19 protein-coding genes and 1 tRNA gene are annotated in these 16288 nt (G+C 55.7%); 7 read left to right on the forward strand and 13 right to left on the reverse strand.

Annotated features, from left to right (window positions below):
• The first annotated feature begins 61 nt into the window (after positions 1-61).
• Together MY069_RS03115 and MY069_RS03120 are read left to right on the forward strand one after the other, a co-directional pair.
• Positions 62-1471, forward strand: a complete 1410-nt coding sequence (locus MY069_RS03115) for an amidohydrolase (RefSeq protein ID WP_482795616.1) — start codon at positions 62-64, stop codon at positions 1469-1471.
• The gene (locus tag MY069_RS03120) at positions 1468-2739 is read left to right on the forward strand and encodes an amidohydrolase family protein (RefSeq protein WP_482795617.1); all 1272 of its coding nucleotides are present in this window, start codon (positions 1468-1470) and stop codon (positions 2737-2739) included. Before MY069_RS03115 ends, MY069_RS03120 begins: the two co-directional genes overlap by 4 nt.
• Here the strand turns inward: MY069_RS03120 and MY069_RS03125 are convergent.
• Positions 2736-3536, reverse strand: a complete 801-nt coding sequence (locus tag MY069_RS03125) for an enoyl-CoA hydratase/isomerase family protein (RefSeq protein WP_482795618.1) — start codon at positions 3534-3536, stop codon at positions 2736-2738. The genes MY069_RS03120 and MY069_RS03125 overlap by 4 nt on opposite strands.
• Positions 3533-4345, reverse strand: a complete 813-nt coding sequence (locus tag MY069_RS03130; RefSeq protein WP_482795619.1) for an NUDIX hydrolase — start codon at positions 4343-4345, stop codon at positions 3533-3535. Before MY069_RS03130 ends, MY069_RS03125 begins: the two co-directional genes overlap by 4 nt.
• Positions 4346-4460: 115 nt before the next feature.
• Here MY069_RS03130 and MY069_RS03135 point away from each other — a divergent pair, with 115 nt between their 5' ends.
• A complete protein-coding gene (locus MY069_RS03135; protein ID WP_482795620.1) occupies positions 4461-5150 on the forward strand; it encodes an EAL domain-containing protein in 690 nt (229 codons plus the stop codon).
• Here the strand turns inward: MY069_RS03135 and spbR are convergent.
• On the reverse strand, positions 5147-6295 hold the full coding sequence (spbR, locus tag MY069_RS03140; RefSeq protein ID WP_482795621.1) for a SpbR family protein: 1149 nt from the start codon (positions 6293-6295) through the stop codon (positions 5147-5149). The genes MY069_RS03135 and spbR overlap by 4 nt on opposite strands.
• Before the next feature lie 113 nt (positions 6296-6408).
• Between spbR and MY069_RS03145 the strand changes: the two genes are divergently transcribed.
• The gene (locus MY069_RS03145) at positions 6409-7608 is read left to right on the forward strand and encodes a CaiB/BaiF CoA transferase family protein (protein WP_482795622.1); all 1200 of its coding nucleotides are present in this window, start codon (positions 6409-6411) and stop codon (positions 7606-7608) included.
• On the opposite strand, the gene MY069_RS03150 is transcribed toward MY069_RS03145, so the two are convergent.
• The 5 genes from MY069_RS03150 to MY069_RS03170 form a co-directional block, all read right to left on the reverse strand.
• Complete coding sequence (locus tag MY069_RS03150; RefSeq protein ID WP_482795623.1) at positions 7584-8402, reverse strand: hypothetical protein; 819 nt, start codon at positions 8400-8402, stop codon at positions 7584-7586. The two genes, MY069_RS03145 and MY069_RS03150, sit on opposite strands and share 25 nt — an antisense overlap.
• A 6-nt stretch (positions 8403-8408) precedes the next feature.
• Positions 8409-8795 carry an MAPEG family protein gene (locus MY069_RS03155; RefSeq protein WP_482795624.1) on the reverse strand — a complete coding sequence of 129 codons (387 nt, stop codon included), beginning with the start codon at positions 8793-8795 and terminating at the stop codon, positions 8409-8411.
• Between the two features lie 21 nt (positions 8796-8816).
• On the reverse strand, positions 8817-9104 hold the full coding sequence (locus tag MY069_RS03160) for a hypothetical protein (protein ID WP_482795625.1): 288 nt from the start codon (positions 9102-9104) through the stop codon (positions 8817-8819).
• A gap of 84 nt (positions 9105-9188) precedes the next feature.
• Complete coding sequence (locus MY069_RS03165; RefSeq protein WP_482795626.1) at positions 9189-9509, reverse strand: hypothetical protein; 321 nt, start codon at positions 9507-9509, stop codon at positions 9189-9191.
• A 77-nt stretch (positions 9510-9586) separates the two neighbouring features.
• Positions 9587-10282 (reverse strand): fused DSP-PTPase phosphatase/NAD kinase-like protein, encoded by a 696-nt coding sequence (locus MY069_RS03170; protein ID WP_482795627.1) that lies wholly within the window; start codon positions 10280-10282, stop codon positions 9587-9589.
• A gap of 163 nt (positions 10283-10445) precedes the next feature.
• Between MY069_RS03170 and MY069_RS03175 the strand changes: the two genes are divergently transcribed.
• A complete protein-coding gene (locus tag MY069_RS03175; protein ID WP_482795628.1) occupies positions 10446-11270 on the forward strand; it encodes a fimbrial biogenesis chaperone in 825 nt (274 codons plus the stop codon).
• Entirely contained in the window at positions 11263-12114 is an 852-nt protein-coding gene (locus tag MY069_RS03180; protein WP_482795629.1) for a hypothetical protein, read from the forward strand. Before MY069_RS03175 ends, MY069_RS03180 begins: the two co-directional genes overlap by 8 nt.
• Here MY069_RS03180 and MY069_RS03185 read toward each other — a convergent pair.
• Genes MY069_RS03185 through infA form a run of 3 tightly spaced genes read right to left on the reverse strand, consistent with a single transcriptional unit; the run spans position 12102 to position 13316 of the window.
• A complete protein-coding gene (locus tag MY069_RS03185) occupies positions 12102-12668 on the reverse strand; it encodes a Maf family protein (protein WP_482795630.1) in 567 nt (188 codons plus the stop codon). The genes MY069_RS03180 and MY069_RS03185 overlap by 13 nt on opposite strands.
• Positions 12665-13087: a PaaI family thioesterase gene (locus MY069_RS03190; RefSeq protein WP_482795631.1), complete on the reverse strand. Its 423-nt coding sequence runs from the start codon at positions 13085-13087 to the stop codon at positions 12665-12667. The genes MY069_RS03185 and MY069_RS03190 overlap by 4 nt, the downstream gene beginning before the upstream one ends.
• Before the next feature lie 10 nt (positions 13088-13097).
• Positions 13098-13316 (reverse strand): translation initiation factor IF-1, encoded by a 219-nt coding sequence (gene infA / locus MY069_RS03195; protein WP_406679123.1) that lies wholly within the window; start codon positions 13314-13316, stop codon positions 13098-13100.
• 240 nt (positions 13317-13556) lie between these two features.
• Between infA and MY069_RS03200 the strand changes: the two genes are divergently transcribed.
• On the forward strand, positions 13557-14606 hold the full coding sequence (locus tag MY069_RS03200) for a fatty acid desaturase (RefSeq protein WP_482795632.1): 1050 nt from the start codon (positions 13557-13559) through the stop codon (positions 14604-14606).
• Positions 14607-14627: 21 nt separating this feature from the next.
• Here the strand turns inward: MY069_RS03200 and MY069_RS03205 are convergent.
• Together MY069_RS03205 and MY069_RS03210 are read right to left on the reverse strand one after the other, a co-directional pair.
• Positions 14628-14704: transfer RNA gene (locus MY069_RS03205), tRNA-His, on the reverse strand.
• Positions 14705-14776: 72 nt separating this feature from the next.
• Positions 14777-16276 (reverse strand): flavin-containing monooxygenase, encoded by a 1500-nt coding sequence (locus tag MY069_RS03210; protein WP_482795633.1) that lies wholly within the window; start codon positions 16274-16276, stop codon positions 14777-14779.
• Positions 16277-16288 lie beyond the last annotated feature (12 nt).

The following is a 16288-nucleotide window of genomic DNA, read 5'->3' on the forward strand; positions in this document are numbered from 1 at the left end:
TCGCTTGCAAAGCTGACCTAATCAAAGACAGTAAGCCGCATCTTATTTGATGAGGATACTGATGAAACACCTCTTATTCTTGATGGCCTCAGCCTCGCTACTATTGGCTGGCTGCGGCGGCGGGGGAGATGAGGACTCAGCCGAGAGTGCTGATACGGTCGCCTATGACCGCAACCCTTACCCCTCAACCTACACCCCTTACCCGTCGACGACGACGCTGATCAAAAACGCTACCGTGCTCGACGGCATTGGTGGCGAGATTGCAGGAGGAGATGTCCTCCTGGTCGATGGCAAGGTCTCAGAAATCGCTGAAGAGATTGCTGCCCCTGACGGCGCAACAGTGATCGATGCGCAAGGCAAATGGGTCACGCCAGGGATTATCGACAACCATTCCCATCTCGGCGTCTATCCAAGCCCGAGCGTTAGCGCTCATGGCGACGGCAATGAGATTAGCGGCGCCGTGACATCCGAAGTCTGGGCCGAGCACGGCATCTGGCCTCAAGATCCAGGCTTCCCGCGGGCGCTGGCGGGCGGTGTGACCTCAATGCAAATCCTGCCTGGCTCTGCCAACCTGTTTGGCGGGCGCGGCGTGACGCTGAAAAATGTGCCCGCACGCACCGTTCAAGGCATGAAGTTTCCGGACGCGCCTTACACACTGAAAATGGCCTGCGGCGAGAACCCCAAACGCGTCTATGGCTATGGCGGCGGCCGGTTCCCCGGCGGCGCGCCTTACTCCCGGATGGGCAATGTCGCAGGCTACCGCATGGCTTGGGCGAAGGCGGTCGAATATAAGCGCTCATGGGATAAATATGCCGATGAAGGCGGAGAACCACCGACACGCGATCTCGAACTCGATACGCTTATGGGCGTCCTGAATGGCGATATCTTGGTGCACATGCATTGCTATCGCGCCGATGAAATGGCGCAAATCATGGATATGAGCGAGGAGTTTGGCTATAAAGTCACAAGCTTCCACCATGCCGTCGAAAGCTATAAGATTGCCGACAAACTTGCTGATTATGGCGCGTGTTCTGCGATGTGGGCCGATTGGTGGGGGTTCAAAATGGAAGCCTATGATGGCGTCCGTGAGAATATCCCAATGGTTCACAAAGCCGGTGCCTGCGCGATTGTGCACTCGGACAGTGATATCGGCATTCAGCGCCTCAATCAGGAAGCCGCAAAGGCGCTCTCTGATGGCCGCCGCGCGGGGATCGAGATCTCAAACGCCGACGCGTGGGTCTGGCTCAGCGCCAATCCTGCAAAATCCCTTGGCATCTTCGAACAAACCGGTTCGCTCGAGCCGGGCAAGAATGCCGATCTCGTCATTTGGTCGGGTGATCCGTTCAGCGTCTATAGCCAAGCCGAACAGGTCTTCGTTGATGGCGCGCTGATGTATGAGCGCGGAAATGAAGCACTTACGCCAGTTATGGATTTCGAACTCGGACAACCTGGTGAAGGAGATTTGAAATGATCCGCACCTTACTTCTCTCAACCGCTGCCGCAGCCTGCGTGATCTTTTCTGCCGCTGCGCAAGACGTTGCCATCACCAATGCGAAAGTGTGGACCGGCACCGAGGCTGGAACGCTGGAAAATGCCACCATCTATTTCAGCGATGGCACCATCCAAGGCATGGGCGTCAACTATGCCCCGCCAAGCGGTACACGCCAGATTGATGCCGGTGGCAACTGGGTCACGCCTGGCATCATCGCGCCCTTCTCTCGAGTCGGGACTGTTGAAGTCGGTGCAGAAGACACCACCAATGATACCAGTGCCAGCGGGTCGCCCTTCTCCGTCGCGTTGCGCGCCGCAGACGGGTTTAATCCGGCAGCGACGCCAGTTGCAATCACCCGGATTGAAGGGGTTACGCAAGTCGCTGTCGCGCCCGCGAATGGCACCTCAATGATTGCTGGTCAGGGCTTCATCGCTGACACATCCGGCGCGCCAGATTCAATCTCGAGCGACCGCGCCTTTGTCTATATCGATCTTGGCGAAGGCGGCGCGGGATTGGCGGGCGGCTCACGTCCGGCGGCCTGGGCCGCTTTGCGTGGCGCCTTTGCAGATGCTCGCGGATATCCGGCGCGCTTCATGGCGCACAATGAAGGTGACACGCTGACCCGCGCGGATGCGCAGGCCTTTGGCCCCGCGGTTCGCGGACAGCAATTGATCCTGGTATCGGCGCATCGCGCCAGCGATTTGCGGGAAATCATTCAGCTCAAGGCCGAGAACCTCAATCTGAACCTAGCAATTGTTGGGGCCGATGAGGGTTGGATGGTCGCCGACGAACTCGCCGCCGCAGGCATTCCTGTAATTGTCGATCCATTCTCCAACCTGCCCGCGAGTTTTGCACAACTCGGCGCCACCAGTCGCAATGCGGAACGCCTGATCGAAGCGGGCGTTGCCACCGCCTTTGCGCATCTTGGCAATAGCGGTCATCAATCCCGCTTGGTGCTGCAATCGGCCGGAAACGCTGTCGCGAATGGCGTGAGTTTTGATGATGCCATGGCGGCGCTGACCGTGGTTCCGGCGAGCATATTCGGCATGGATGTCTCCGGTACGATTGAACGCGGCGAGATTGCGGACCTGGTAATCTGGGACGGCGATCCGTTAGAAGTGACGGCGGCGCCAACAGCTGTGTTCATTGAAGGCGTCGAGCAATCGCTCGTGTCGCGCCAAACGAAACTGCGTGATCGCTGTATGGATCTCGACGAGAGCGAACGGCCTCTCGCGTTTAAGCGTTAGTCGCCTTTGAACTCAGGATCGCGTTTTTCTAAGAAGGCTTGGATCGCCTCAGTTTGATCATTTGTCGTGGAGGCATAGGCAAACTGATCGCGATCCATAAAGCTGGTCGCATGCGCCAATGGCATCGCAGCGACATTGATTGCTTGCTTGGTCATGCGCAGCGCAATGGGCGGGACTTTGGCATATTTCGCGGCAAGCGCTTCGGCGCCTGACACGGCCTGACCCGGCGCTGTGACTTGATCAGCTAGCCCCCAGTTGAGCGCGGTTTCTGCTGAGCAAGGCTCGCCCAAAATGGTGAATTGTTTCGCGCGCGACGGCCCGACCAGCGCGACAGTGCGCGGATTGGTCTGCCAGCTCATATTCATCCCAAGCGGGATTTCCGGAAGCCGAAAAAACGCATCCTCTGCGACGATCCGATGATCACACGCCACCGCCAATGCAACCCCGCCGCCAATGCAATAGCCTTCGATCGCAGCGATGGTGATTTGCTCCAGCGCCTCCCAAGCCGCGCACATATCAGGCCCAAGTTTTAGAGATTGTCTTTGCTCAAGCCTGGTTTGATCCCGCAGCGCGGCGCGCTCTGGATCTTTTAGATCGGCCCCGGCCGTAAACGCTCCAGCGCTGGTCAAAATCACAGTATTGCAGCTTGTATCTGCTCGCAAAACACTCGCCGCATCGATCAAAGCCTGCATCGCTTTCAGGGACAATGCATTTCGGCCATCCCCGCGATCCAAAGTCACGGTCGCAACCGGACCGCTATAACTCAGCCGAACACAATCTCCGAAACTTTGGGTCATTTGGATTTGGAGACGTTGGCCACGCGTTGCAGCGGCTCTGTGCTTTGAATATACCCCGCCTCTTCTGGAATATGCAGACAAGCATCGCCCGCTTCATCTTTTCCAATCACCGGCAGAACCGTTACAACACTTTCAGACGAAAAGCGGTTTAGCGCCGCCTCAACATTGCTGGTTTCGGCGAGTTTGCCGAGATTCATTCGCGTTGGAAAAATAATCGTCGCCGTTCCGGCTTCTTCCATGTCGAGCGCTTGTTGCGGGCCGAGCCACACAGCCTCAGTTGTCTCGCGACCATCTTGCACCGCGATTTGCCCCGAAGGTGTCGCCGCCAGATAGAAATGGGTATCGAACCTTTTCGGCATCATGGTCGGCGTGATCCAATGGCCAAAATGGACCAGCCGATCGAGCGCCAGAACCAGATTGTGCTGTTTGATCAATTCCAGAAAGCTTTGTTCGCGTCGATCGACGGCACCGCGCATCGGTTCAAGGGCTTTAACAACATCTTGCCCGACCAAGGGCCCACCAGCGCCGCGTGTTCCAGCCGTGCGCGCGAGAATGATGCCCGCCTCTTCATAGGCTTCTCGCACCGCTGAGATTCGTGCGGCTTGCTCTGCGCCAGAAAAATCGCCGTCGGTATGATCCGCCCAAGCTGGATCACTATCTTCTTCATTGGCTTTGCCGCCTGGAAACACCAAGGCGCCAGAGGCAAAATCGATTTCATAATGGCGTTTGACCATCAGGACCTGCAGGTCTGGTTCGTCGCGCAATAGAAGAATGGTCGCGGATAAGCGCGGGGTCGTTGCTTCAGACATTTCCCCTCCCGAGAAAAGTTCAATCAAATTTGTCGGAAATCACACTGCCAGCGTGCGCGTGATTTCAACTATGTTTCTGTAGGTAACGGGCTTGTCGCAACGTCACGGAAGCAGAATGCGCCCTACACAGTATCACCAATTCGACGCCGCTCAGACGGCTTCTTCCCGCAACCGGCTTTTGCCTGTCATGCACCTGGAAACAGGTGAGGCAGTGCTTTTGTTTGCCGAGACCGAAAAGCGCTTCGAAGAGCGTGCGGTCTTCGGTCCGGCGGCCTTGACTGCAGAAGGCAGTGAGGCCGCCACCCCAGCTCAGTGGATGGCGGAGCATGTCGAAGCGGTGGCTAATGACGCGCACAATCGCACCACAGAGCGCCCCGTGATTGTCGAGCTGCCTTTGGTGGCACTGATCCACCCTGACACGGCCATGGCCTGTGACGCCGCGATCGCGCGGACTCGTCTTTGCCCACAAGAGATCTGCTTGGAAGTTCAGGACGCGGCGCTGGCGCTACCAGCCGCCCGCAATGCCAAAGACGGGATTGAAGCCCTGCGCCGATGCGGTTTCCGCGTGTCGATCAACGCGACCCGCTCTTGGCAGGCCCCAATGGACCATAGTCTACGCCTACTGCTCGACAGTTTGCGCGTTGATGCCCGCAAAATCGAAGGCAACGTTGAACTGCAAGATCGGATCGAAGCGGCGGCCTGTGCCGGTATGCTGGTGATCGCGGAGAACGCCAATTGGCGCGATAGCTACTATCTCAACGAGCTTGGCGTCGAATACGGGTTCCGGATGCGCGCAGACGCTTAAGCGGCGGTTTCTTCCCGTCTTTTTGCCTGTTCCGCATAGGCATCCAGCTTTTCGAGAAGATAATCGAGGTCGTCCTTAGGGATCGCCTGGAACTGCGTCAGTACGCGCTCAATCATGCGCATACGGAAGCGGGCTTTGTCATTGGTACCGCCATCGAGCTCTAGCTCATGATAGACCGTCACTGCGGCGCGGAAGGCTGGCAACAGCTTTCTGTGCAAGCCCGCGCGATCGAAGATCGCCTGCAGGCCAAGCGGTCCAGCATCGTGGATCATCAACCAAGCCCGCGCATGCGGCACACCCGACAGTTCAGCCAGAGCATGTTCAACAAAGTGCATATGCCCGACGCAGAGCGCCCGCATAATCAGCGAATGGGTCAGTCGGCCGTTGAGGTTCAGCTGAGACACAAAGCGCGACATGTCATTGGTGCGATCGGCCTGTTCGACAAGGTCAATCGTCGCCCGCTCTCGCGCGCCAGCGGCAAGATCAATCGCCATCTGAGCCGGTAGCTCGTGCCGGTTGATCAGCATGTCAAAGACTTGGCCTGACACCAGTGAGACCATTTTCTCGGCGATATGAACCGGAATATGGTCCCGCATCACCAAATTCTCGTGCATATTCTCATTTGCTGGGAAGCGTTCAATCGTATGCTCAAAGGCGCGATCGGTGAGTTCCGCGCCAGGATTGCCTGAGATCGTTTCGACGGCCATTTCGCCGGCATGTTCGCAAATCACTTCGGCCAGCGTGCTTGAAACTTTTGTCCGCCCAGCAATCGCCGCCTGTTTCGCCGCCGTCACCGATAAGACGAGCTCGATCAGCTCTTCATCATTGAAGACGGGCGAGTTTTCCAAAACCGGAATCGCAACAGATTCAACATCCTGCGCCAGCTGTGTGGCCACTGTGTGCGGCAGACGCGGCGAATTGCGTAATGTCACCGCGAGTGTGCGGCGCACCAGTTCGGCCGTGTCTTTGGCCAGAACCTGAATGATTTCTTCGGCGAAGAGTCGCTCGTCCTCGCTAAGGACATCGGTTGCGATCCGGCGACAGAGGCGATGCGCGACGGTGGCGCGCTCCTCTGAGGATTCACCTTTCATCAGGCGAATTAGATCGCTTTCGCTGAGTTCCGGACGCATGCTTTGTACAGTCATATCGCGGCGGTATCCCTGTCACCAATTCTGATTTGTGAATAAATGACGCTTGCGGGTTAACGTGCGGTTTACCAAACCGCGAATGATCGCGCCGAATAAGGAGATCGGGTACCATGTTGGACGGAATTAAAGTCATCGAACACGCCACCTATATGGCTGCCCCTGGCGCAGGCGGAATCTTAAGTGATTGGGGCGCTGAAGTGATTAAAATCGAGCCGCCAGGCGGGGACCCGATTCGCAACTTTTTCAGCACGATCGGCACCGATTTTCAGGACAATCCGGTCTTCGACTTCGATAATCGCGGTAAAAAATCCATCATTCTGGATACAAGAACCGAAGATGGGCAAAAAGTCCTGCGTGAATTGGCAGCGGATGCCGACGTATTTCTGACCAATGTGCGCCCGGGCGGGTTGAGCCGCTCTGGCTTGGATTATGCCAATCTCCACAAGATCAATCCAAAGCTAGTTTACTGCACGCTCACCGGTTATGGGCTCGAAGGGCCGGATGCCGATAAGCCAGGCTTTGATGTGGCCTCCTTCTGGTCGCGGGCCGGCGTCGGGCAGCTGACCGTCCCGAAAGGCCAAGACCCGTTCGCGCTACGCACCGCCTTTGGTGATCATACGACGAGTATGGCCGCCGCTGCAGGCATCTGCGCCGCTCTGGTAAAGGCGCAACGCACCGGTGAAGGTCAGCTGGTCGAGGCTTCCCTCCTCCGCGCGGCGTTATTTGCGCTCGGGTCTGATTTCGCCATCCAGCTTTTCTTTGGCCGTATTGGGTCGACCAAATCACGGCACGAGCAGATCCAGCCGCTGATGAATTTCTTCAAAACCAAGGATGAAAGCTGGATCTGTATCGTCTCACGCCAAGGGAATGTCGATTGGGCGCCGCTTTGCCGCGTGATGGATCGATCCGACCTGATTGAGGATGAGCGTTACACGACCGGCAAATCCCGACGCGCCAATGCGGCGGAGCTGGTGACGCTGATGGATGAAGCCTTCGGCAAGTACACCAAAGCCGAGATCGCTGAACGGCTGGATGCTGAGGCCATCGCATGGGCGCCGGTTCAAACCCTGGCTGAAGTGGCGAAAGACCCGCAAGTCGCCGCAGCGGGCGGAATTACCCAAGTCCCAAGCGCCAGCGGTGATGGGTCGACCTTTGCCTCACCGGCCTCCCCAATCCGCTTCCCCGGCACAGATGATGGTCCTAAGGGCGCCTCCCCGCGCATGGGCGAGCATTCGAGCGATGTCCTCGCTTCGATCGGTTATGACGAAGAAAAAATCAAAAAACTCTATGAATCTGGCGTCGTCGTCTGATCATCTTCGGGCGCGAGCAGTTCAAAAACCGTTGCCGCAAACCCATGCCCTAGCCATGCGCTGGGCAGCAGGATGAGCATGACCAGCGCCGCTGATAGGCCCGCTTCGATGGGACTGGATGCTGCCCCAATAAAAGCGCCGCTGACCTGTGTTCCAAGATAAATCAACGCCACGAGCGGCAACACGACAAGAACCAACATGACGGGGCCTAGGCTCCGAAAGTGCCCTTTGGTCCAGTACCAGGTTCGCAATACATGGACGCGGCCGCGCGATGCGGTCGCAGCGGCAAAGGTCATGATCCGGACCGCGAACCAGAAAATGCCGAACAGGGTCGCCAAGAACAGCGAAAAGAGCGGCCAAAAGGTTCCCCCTGCCCGCATTTGTGCGGTCATATCTGAGATATTTTCCACATCATCGCTCGTCCCAACTCCCAAACTTGCGCCCATCAAGGCAAAGAATAGCGTGATCATACTGGCCGCGATCGCGGCGATGACCATGACCAGGATCCACGCCAGCGTCAGCTTCCAAGCCGCGTGAGAAATCCCAGAGCTCGCGGGTAAGACAGCGCGATACATCGAGACGGAAAACAGATTGTGGATGTAGAGCGTCGCGAATGTGAGGCCGCTAAACACAGCAAACCCGGTCCCGCCATCAGGCAGCACATTGGCGGCCCAAATCAAACTGCCGAACGCCGCCACGAACAACCCCGCATAGGGCAATGATGGCAGCACCAAACGGCGCGTGCGGTCTAGGCTTTGGGTGAAGATCAATCGAATAGAGTTATCGCTGGCCATAAGGGCCTAGCTAAACACCAAGTAGAGTAAGGCAAGCGACAGAATGACCATTGTCGCCCAAGTCAGCAATATACCGAGCTGGCGCAAAATGATTGGACCACCATTCATGCCAATCGGATGCATCAGGCGGCCAAGCGTAAATCCGATCCCAAGCGCATGGATGGCCCAGATTGGGCCTTGTAAGAAGGCCAGCGTCAGCAGCCCCACCAGCATGGCTGGGGTATATTCGGACGCGTTTCCATGAACGCGAATGGCTTTGGCGAGTTCCTCTGAACCGCCATCACCCATAGAGATTTTTCCGCGAAACCGTTTCGAAACGACCCGGAAGGCGAGCCATACGAGCATCAAAATATTGATAGCAATGTAGACGCTGGCAACTTGTAATGCGGTCATATGGCCCTCCCGAGTTTCGTTTTAGTCGTCGCGACGTGCGTCTGGCAGACGGTCGTTAATATCGTCGCGAATATCAAGAATCGTGACGATCAAGCCGGCCACAACGCTTGCGGCAATCCAGCTTCCCACAGAGAGAGCAACAAATGACAAGACTTGCGCCATTGTGCCTTCGATGCCGATTAGATCGGTGATCATCGCCCCTTTCTGAGGCACTGCATTATAATAGGCCAATAGTAGGCCAATCACGATCGTGGCGAGATAGGCCACATAAACCATGAGACGGAAGCTATTGATAATGAAGAATTTCATGGCATCCTCTTTCTACTCAAAGACAAACCCGGACAGCTGAGTTCTTTCAGGTCCGGGTTGTTTTTCACCAGTTTGGCTCCAGGGTTACATTTCCATGCCGCACTCAGTGGCGGCACCCATCATGACAGTCATGAATGACGTCATTTCTTCCGGTGAAAGCTCACCCATTTTTGACATCATAAACGCGTCTTCGTCTTCAGCTTTGGTGGCTTCAACGATGATATCAACAAGTTTGGGATCGAGCTTCTCAATCGCTTGATCCGCCATGCAGTTGCAGGTCTTTTCATCGGAGGTGCCATCTTCCAAGCAGGAAGACACCATCGCTGCTTTCGCGCCGCTAGTGCCACCGCCGCCACAGGCAGCAAGGCCGATCGCGAAGAGCGATGCAAAGATAACTTTTTTCATTGGCGAACCCCTTTCCTCAATGTTTCGCACTTGGTTAACGTTCCACGAATCCCGTCCCAAGGCCAGAGGAAAAGCGCCTATTCCCGCCGTAAGATCCAATCGAGGCGGAGTTTCGCTTGGCCAGACTTCAAAAAGTCAGCTTTCACCTGCTCGCGGTCATATTCACTGGTCAACCAGGCCTCAAAGCCGATTCCTGTTTCGGCTTCGGCGGCCAGATAAGCCTCGAAAAAAGCGTCCAAGAGCCCCGTTTTGCCCTCGCGCATATGCAGGTATTTCTTAGACAGCTGACGAACCGCGATTCGGACCGGCTCATTCTGCCGGAAAATCATATAAAGAACGCTCATCAACCCAGCCCGGTCCGCCCCGGACTTACAATGCATGAGCGCTGGATATTCGATCTTTTCGAACAGCGCCTTAGCCTCAAGCACGCGCTCGGCAGTCGGCGTATCTCGGGAATAGACCTGGAAATCGACCAGTTCGATCCCGTTCGCCTCACAGGCCTCTTTCTCAAGCAAATAATAGCCGCGCGTGCTGGGGCCGCGCAGATTGAGAATGGTCTTAATCCCGCGCAAACGGGCATGTTCAGCAACTTGCCGCGGATTCGGCTGGTTGGCGCGCCACATCTCGTCACTGATTTGATGCAGATTCTGAAAGCTTTCCCGCAAAAACCCATGGTCTGCGAATGTTAGTTCTCGCTCAGCGCGCAATCGCCCGGCACGCGACTGAATATCAGCCGCCACATGTTTGCGTTTCTTATGACCCGGTAGTTTCATGAGATCGCGTTACCCGAGGCGCCATCGTCTCGCAAGGCTCTGATTCGGTTGGAAAGGATCCGGTAACCCTCCTGTTTTATTCTATGGTCAATAAGAGCTTAAAAATCAGGGGTATTCTATGCGCTTATCTTCGGCGCTACGGGCGAGTCTTGTAGCAATTTCAATGGCAGCAATCGCTGCTCCTGCGGCTCCATTTGGCATCGGCTTGCAGCCGACCACAGTGGAAATGGCGGTTCAGCCAGGCGATCGCCAACGCCAAGTCATCAATCTTGGCAATGTTCACCAAGAACAAACCATCTCTTTGACGCTCGGTCTAGCCGATTGGAGCCTCGACGAGGAGGGCCAGATCGATCTCGCACCTCCCGGAGAAAGCGACGTCTCCGCCGCGGATTGGGTGCGTTTCAGCCCCGCCTTTGTCACGCTCAATCCGGGCGAAACCGAGCAAATCATTGTTGATATGGCCGCGCCGATCCGTGTTGATCGCGAAGGCGATTACCGGTTTGCTTTGATCGCATCGACGCTGTTGCCAGAAGAACGCTCTGGCCAATCAGGGGTCTGGAAGAAATATCAGATTGCCAGCCTATTCTATCTCACCATGGGTGACGCTGAGAGCGCACCAGAGGTTAAAACAGCGGTCGTTTCGAAGTCCGCCGATGGCGAAACCGCTATCGTTTTTGACGTTGAGAACAGTGGAAACGCGCATGCTCGGCTGCGCGGCGATATCGAAATTACCGGCGATTCCGGCGAAACAATCAGTGAGCCGATTAGCAATCTCGTCGTCCTGCACGAAGGTAGCCGCAAATATCGCATGCCGATCTCAGACGCCTTGCCGGCCAATCCGCAGGTAAAAGTGACGCTTGAGAATATTTTTGCGCCACAAGCTGCCGGCGGCGCAGTGATGTTGGAGCCGTTTACATCGGATCTGTCGTTTGAAGAAACGGCGCTTCCGAGCGGCGGAAGTGACGATGCAGAAACGGCGCTTGAATAGGCTTAAATTTCTCGCTTTGGGTGGCGCGCTGCTTTCATGGCAGCCGCCAGCCTTAGCCTCATGGCTCGATTCCGATTTTTACTGCCGCGTTTATGGCTGTGTCGTTGTCCATGATGGTTTTACTTTCGATGTCTACGATAATTACGTATTCGCCACAGGCGGAAGCGTTCCAGTTGGCGGCCGAATGATCCCATGGACCGGCAACCCGTTTCAAGGCGCAGGCGCGGTAAATCCCGTCATTACGGGCACCCGGACAGAAGGATTTCATGCCGTCCCCCTACAGGACCAAAGCGTTGTTTTGGGGATCGATACCAATGGCGATGGGTCGATTGATCGGCTGCCCACGGATGCGAATGGCAATGGCTTCTTGGATGCGAGCGACAGCTTGGATCCGTTCGAGCTAACTATGACCACTGATCTTGTTGCAGCAGACACATCTGCGCAACGCAGCTTTTATCTGTCCTCCCGAACAGACTTCTATCTCACCGCGCAGGCCAGGCTGATCGGCAGCACAGATGATTTCAATTCTGCGAACCTTCTGAACAATGTCGAGTTTCGCTATGGCGTGACCCGGAGAGGAAATGATGATGGCATGTCCTTTGGCAGCAATGCCCGGAACGGAAATTTTATCCGCTCGCTTGGAAACGCCGATACGCTCGCCGATCTATTGGGCGCGCCGACGCAAATCCTAGAATTTCGCAATGCCATTCGCCGCCGCGACTCCTCGGATCTGCCGTCGCAGTCGGTGCGGTTCGATTATGTCTATGGTTTTGGCGATTATGACCTATCCCTCGGTGACGGTCATTTACAGTATGAGATTGAGTTCGATTTCTACAATCGATAGCCGAGCCCCGTGAGCAGCTGCGCCGTTTCATAGACAGGCAAGCCCATCACGCCGGTATAGCTGCCGCTGATTTGGCGAATATGGGCGCCAAACAGCCCTTGGATCGCATAACCGCCTGCTTTGCCGATGCCTTCGCCAGACTTGATATACGCCTCGATTTCCGCCCCGCTTAGGCGTTTGACGCTGACCCGCGTATCGCTGAGGCGTTTGGCAACATCGCCACGGGGTCCCATGACGCAGACCGATGTTAGGACATGGTGCGCCCGGCCTGAGACGAGCTCTAGGCAGGCGCGAACCTCGTCATCGGTCTCTGCTTTTGGCAAGATCCGGCGCCCCAGCGCCACCACCGTATCACCGGCGATCGTAAATTGCCCCGCTTGATGAATCGCACCCGCTTTCTCAACGCCAAGCCGTTCGGCATAGACGCGCGGCATTTCTTTGGCGCGTGGGGTTTCATCAATGTCGGCAGGTTTAATTTCGTCGGGCGTTACGGAAATCTGGGCCAGCAATTGCTGACGCCGTGGACTGGCGCTGGCGAGCACAAGCTTAGTCATAGGATTTTGAAAGTGGCGTTGGCCATGGCCACCGGCTTGTCTTGGCTGCGGATCAGCGCGCGCGCAAAGCCGATGGAGCCGCCGACTTTGACGGGTTCAGGATCGATCAACAGCCACTCGCCAAGCTTCGCGCTGCCGACATAATCAACGCCCAGCGACACCGTCACCAGTCCCTTCCCTGCATCGCGGCCAGCATTTGCCAGCGCGACCACACAAGACAGGCCCATCGCATTGTCGGCAAGAGCGGCGATCAAGCCGCCATGCACCAGGCCCCGCGAATTGCAATGCGGCTCGGCTAGGATCAACCCCATTTGAATGCGGTCGTCTAATTTTCTGGAATAGAGCGGTTCCCAGGGATCGGTCAGGCCGGAGCGACGAAAGTGCCGCTCAAATCCTTCTGGAACCTCAGTTTCACTCAAGGCGAGAGGCCTATTTGAAACGATATGTGATCCGGCCCTTGGTCAGATCATAAGGGGTCATTTCGACCAGAACTTTATCCCCGGTGAGGATACGAATGCGGTTCTTACGCATTTTGCCGGCTGTATAACCAATGATCTCGTGATCATTTTCCAGCTTCACGCGAAACGTCGCGTTCGGCAGAAGTTCAACGATGGTCCCGTTAAACTCGATGATTTCTTCTTTTGACATCCTGTCTCCATAAAAAACGACGCGCGGTGCCGCGCCGCAACAGATATGGGGTGCTTCGTAGCTTTCGTCACCCCATGGGGCAAGACCAGGTGTGAGTCAGCTCCGCTCGGAAACGCTTCCAAGTGGATCAACAGCGCTGTTGGTGCGCGCAATCCGCGCATAGCCTGTTAACAATACATGCGCTTTTATAAGACAATAAGCATCTAGACAGAACAAAAGATCGAATACTTTGGGATAGATATGAACCCTTCACCGCTGCCATTCACCGTAAAAGATCTCCACGACGCCATTCCGGAGCGCTGTTTCCAGCCCAGTACCGCACGATCCTTTGCCTATTTGGCTTTCGATGTCGCCGTGATCGCAGGGCTCTACGCAATTCTGGCAAATACGAGTTTATGGTACATTGAGTGGCCGGTTCTCTTCTTGATTGGTACGATGTTGTGGTCGCTATTTGTCATTGGGCATGATGCCGGACATGGCTCGTTCTCAAGCAATCGCACGGTGAACACGATTGTCGGTATTCTCGTCCATGGCGCGATCTTGGTACCGTATCGCGGTTGGCAGCGCAGCCACGCGCTACACCATATGAAAACCGGTCATTTCCGTCAGGAAGAAGTCTTTCGCCCGGCCGGAAAAGGCGAAGACACTTTGTTCCGCAAGATCATTTTCCGCTCGGGAATCTTCGTCCTAATCGGCTGGCCGATGTACAAACTGGGCATTCGGAATCTGACGACTTATAAGCCCATTACGGGCAGCCATTATCTCCCTCAGAGCGATCTTTTTACCAAATCAGTTCGCGTCTCGTGGTATCTCGGATTGGCGTCTCTGCTAGGATTTCTGGCGCTTTATATTGGCCTCGGCATGGTTTTCGGCTGGGGCTTTTTCGCGAAATATATCCTCGCCCCTTATCTCATCTATGGCGCTTGGCTGACCTTCGTCACTTATATGCAGCATGTTGATCCAGACGTGCCGGTCTATGACGACAAAGATTGGACCCGCCTGAAAGGCGCGCTTGCCTCGGTCGACCGCAATTATGGCCCGTTCAACTGGCTCACCCACAATATCGGCAATCTTCACGTGATCCATCACGTCTTCCCGACCATTCCCCACTACAGGCTTCAAGAAGCCACCGATGCGATCAAGCCGATTCTCGGCGATCACTATCTCAGCTCAGACCGGTTCGTGATTACCGACTTTATCAGCAGCCAATTGCGCTGCCATTATGTGGTCCCCGCTGAGGGATATGAGAATTATGAAAGCGCCTATGGTTGGCTCAAGCCGCGTCCGTAATCTCTTGATCTGAAGGAGGAATGGTACAGCCTCTTGGTTTCGAACCAAGGACCTCCGGCTCCACAAACCGGCGCTCTAACCAACTGAGCTAAGGCTGCACTATCGCCCCACATACGCCGGAGCGCTCGCGCATTCAAGATTGAATCGCGCGTGAGGACTGCAATCTGTTTTTATTCTGCAGCGACCGGCACGAGACCAGCGACTTGATCGACCGTTTCGTGCGCCCGGCGGAAGATCAGCGCGCCATCTTCAAGCTTTCCGTGCCGCATCAAAAAGATGTCACGCGCATAGTTCTGCGTGATCAGCCAAGGCGCCTCTTTGCCTTGCTGTGGGAACCGCTCCATCGCCCGCTGCACATAGCCGGATGAGAAGTCGAGGAAGTCCGATGCCGGCTCAACACCGTCGGCTACAGGACGAGCTTCGACATAGTTCTCTTTGTCCAAGTGATTGATCACTTTGCACATATATTCGCTGGTCAGATCGGCACGCAGGGTCCAGCTGGCATTGGTATAGCCGAACACCGCGGTCATGTTTGGAATGTTCGAGACCATCGCGCCGCGATAATTGAGCAAATCGTGCACGTTCTGCTGACGGCCATCGACAATGATGTCGGTGCCGCCAATGAATTGCAGATCGAGCCCGGTCGCCGTCACGATCAGATCAGCCTCTAATTCCTCGCCCGATTTGAGTTTAATGCCTTTTGCTGTGAAGCGATCGATATGATCGGTGACGACTGAGGCTTTTTCTTCTTTCAGCGCAGTGAACAGATCGCTGTCTGGGACCAAACAGAGCCTTTGATCCCAGGGATTATATTCCGGCGTGAAATGCTTCTCGACATATTCGTCATCAAGCTGCTCGCGCGTCATCTCTAAGAGTTTCTGCTTCACCTTATCGGGCTTCGTCCGGGTCCGGTTATAGAAGAAGAGCTGGAACAAGACGTTCCGCCACCGCGTGATGCCATAGGCCATCATGCCCGGCAGCACTTTGCGCAACCCATTGGCGAATTTGTCTTCCGATGGCCGCGAGACGACATAGGTCGGCGACCGCTGCAACATGGTCACATGCTCGGCCTTGTCGGTCATCGCAGGCACCAGTGTCATCGCCGTCGCGCCGGATCCAATTACGACAACTTTCTTGCCCGAATAATCATAATCTTCGGGCCAGTGCTGGGGGTGAATGACGTCACCAGCAAAGTCATCACGGCCTTCAAATTCCGGCGTGTAGCCTTGCTCATATTTGTAATAACCAGCGCACATGTGCAGCCAATTACAGGTCAGTTTTTGCTTATTGCGCTTGCCGTCAACTTTAACCTCAACGGTCCATTGAGCAGCCTCGCTATCCCAAGACGCGCTGACCACTTTATGCCCATAGCGAATGTTCGGGTTGATGCCGTATTCATCGGCTGTCTCATGGATATAGTCGCGAATGGCCGGGCCATCAGCGATCGCCTTTTGCGCTTTCCAAGGCTTAAAATTGAAGCCCAGCGTATGCATGTCGCTATCGCTGCGAATGCCAGGATAGCGGAACAGGTCCCAAGTGCCGCCCATCGCCTCTCGCATTTCGAGGATTTGATAGGATTTTCCGGGGCATTTTTTGAGCAAATGCACAGCGGCGCCGATGCCTGAAAGGCCCGCGCCCACGATCAGTACGTCATAATGGGTCTTATTCATGACGCCAGTGTC

It is taken from the genome of Hyphomonas sp. ske169 (assembly GCF_056850855.1).

What these genes read in the sequence shown, in the direction of transcription:
- MY069_RS03115 (WP_482795616.1), top strand. Translation starts at nt 62, where the DNA reads ATGAAACACCTCTTATTCTTGATGGCCTCAGCCTCGCTACTATTGGCT.
- MY069_RS03120 (WP_482795617.1), top strand. Translation starts at nt 1,468, where the DNA reads ATGATCCGCACCTTACTTCTCTCAACCGCTGCCGCAGCCTGCGTGATC.
- MY069_RS03125 (WP_482795618.1), bottom strand. Translation starts at nt 3,536, where the DNA reads ATGACCCAAAGTTTCGGAGATTGTGTTCGGCTGAGTTATAGCGGTCCG.
- MY069_RS03130 (WP_482795619.1), bottom strand. Translation starts at nt 4,345, where the DNA reads ATGTCTGAAGCAACGACCCCGCGCTTATCCGCGACCATTCTTCTATTG.
- MY069_RS03135 (WP_482795620.1), top strand. Translation starts at nt 4,461, where the DNA reads ATGCGCCCTACACAGTATCACCAATTCGACGCCGCTCAGACGGCTTCT.
- spbR (WP_482795621.1), bottom strand. Translation starts at nt 6,295, where the DNA reads ATGACTGTACAAAGCATGCGTCCGGAACTCAGCGAAAGCGATCTAATT.
- MY069_RS03145 (WP_482795622.1), top strand. Translation starts at nt 6,409, where the DNA reads ATGTTGGACGGAATTAAAGTCATCGAACACGCCACCTATATGGCTGCC.
- MY069_RS03150 (WP_482795623.1), bottom strand. Translation starts at nt 8,402, where the DNA reads ATGGCCAGCGATAACTCTATTCGATTGATCTTCACCCAAAGCCTAGAC.
- MY069_RS03155 (WP_482795624.1), bottom strand. Translation starts at nt 8,795, where the DNA reads ATGACCGCATTACAAGTTGCCAGCGTCTACATTGCTATCAATATTTTG.
- MY069_RS03160 (WP_482795625.1), bottom strand. Translation starts at nt 9,104, where the DNA reads ATGAAATTCTTCATTATCAATAGCTTCCGTCTCATGGTTTATGTGGCC.
- MY069_RS03165 (WP_482795626.1), bottom strand. Translation starts at nt 9,509, where the DNA reads ATGAAAAAAGTTATCTTTGCATCGCTCTTCGCGATCGGCCTTGCTGCC.
- MY069_RS03170 (WP_482795627.1), bottom strand. Translation starts at nt 10,282, where the DNA reads ATGAAACTACCGGGTCATAAGAAACGCAAACATGTGGCGGCTGATATT.
- MY069_RS03175 (WP_482795628.1), top strand. Translation starts at nt 10,446, where the DNA reads ATGGCAGCAATCGCTGCTCCTGCGGCTCCATTTGGCATCGGCTTGCAG.
- MY069_RS03185 (WP_482795630.1), bottom strand. Translation starts at nt 12,668, where the DNA reads ATGACTAAGCTTGTGCTCGCCAGCGCCAGTCCACGGCGTCAGCAATTG.
- infA (WP_406679123.1), bottom strand. Translation starts at nt 13,316, where the DNA reads ATGTCAAAAGAAGAAATCATCGAGTTTAACGGGACCATCGTTGAACTT.
- MY069_RS03200 (WP_482795632.1), top strand. Translation starts at nt 13,557, where the DNA reads ATGAACCCTTCACCGCTGCCATTCACCGTAAAAGATCTCCACGACGCC.
- MY069_RS03210 (WP_482795633.1), bottom strand. Translation starts at nt 16,276, where the DNA reads ATGAATAAGACCCATTATGACGTACTGATCGTGGGCGCGGGCCTTTCA.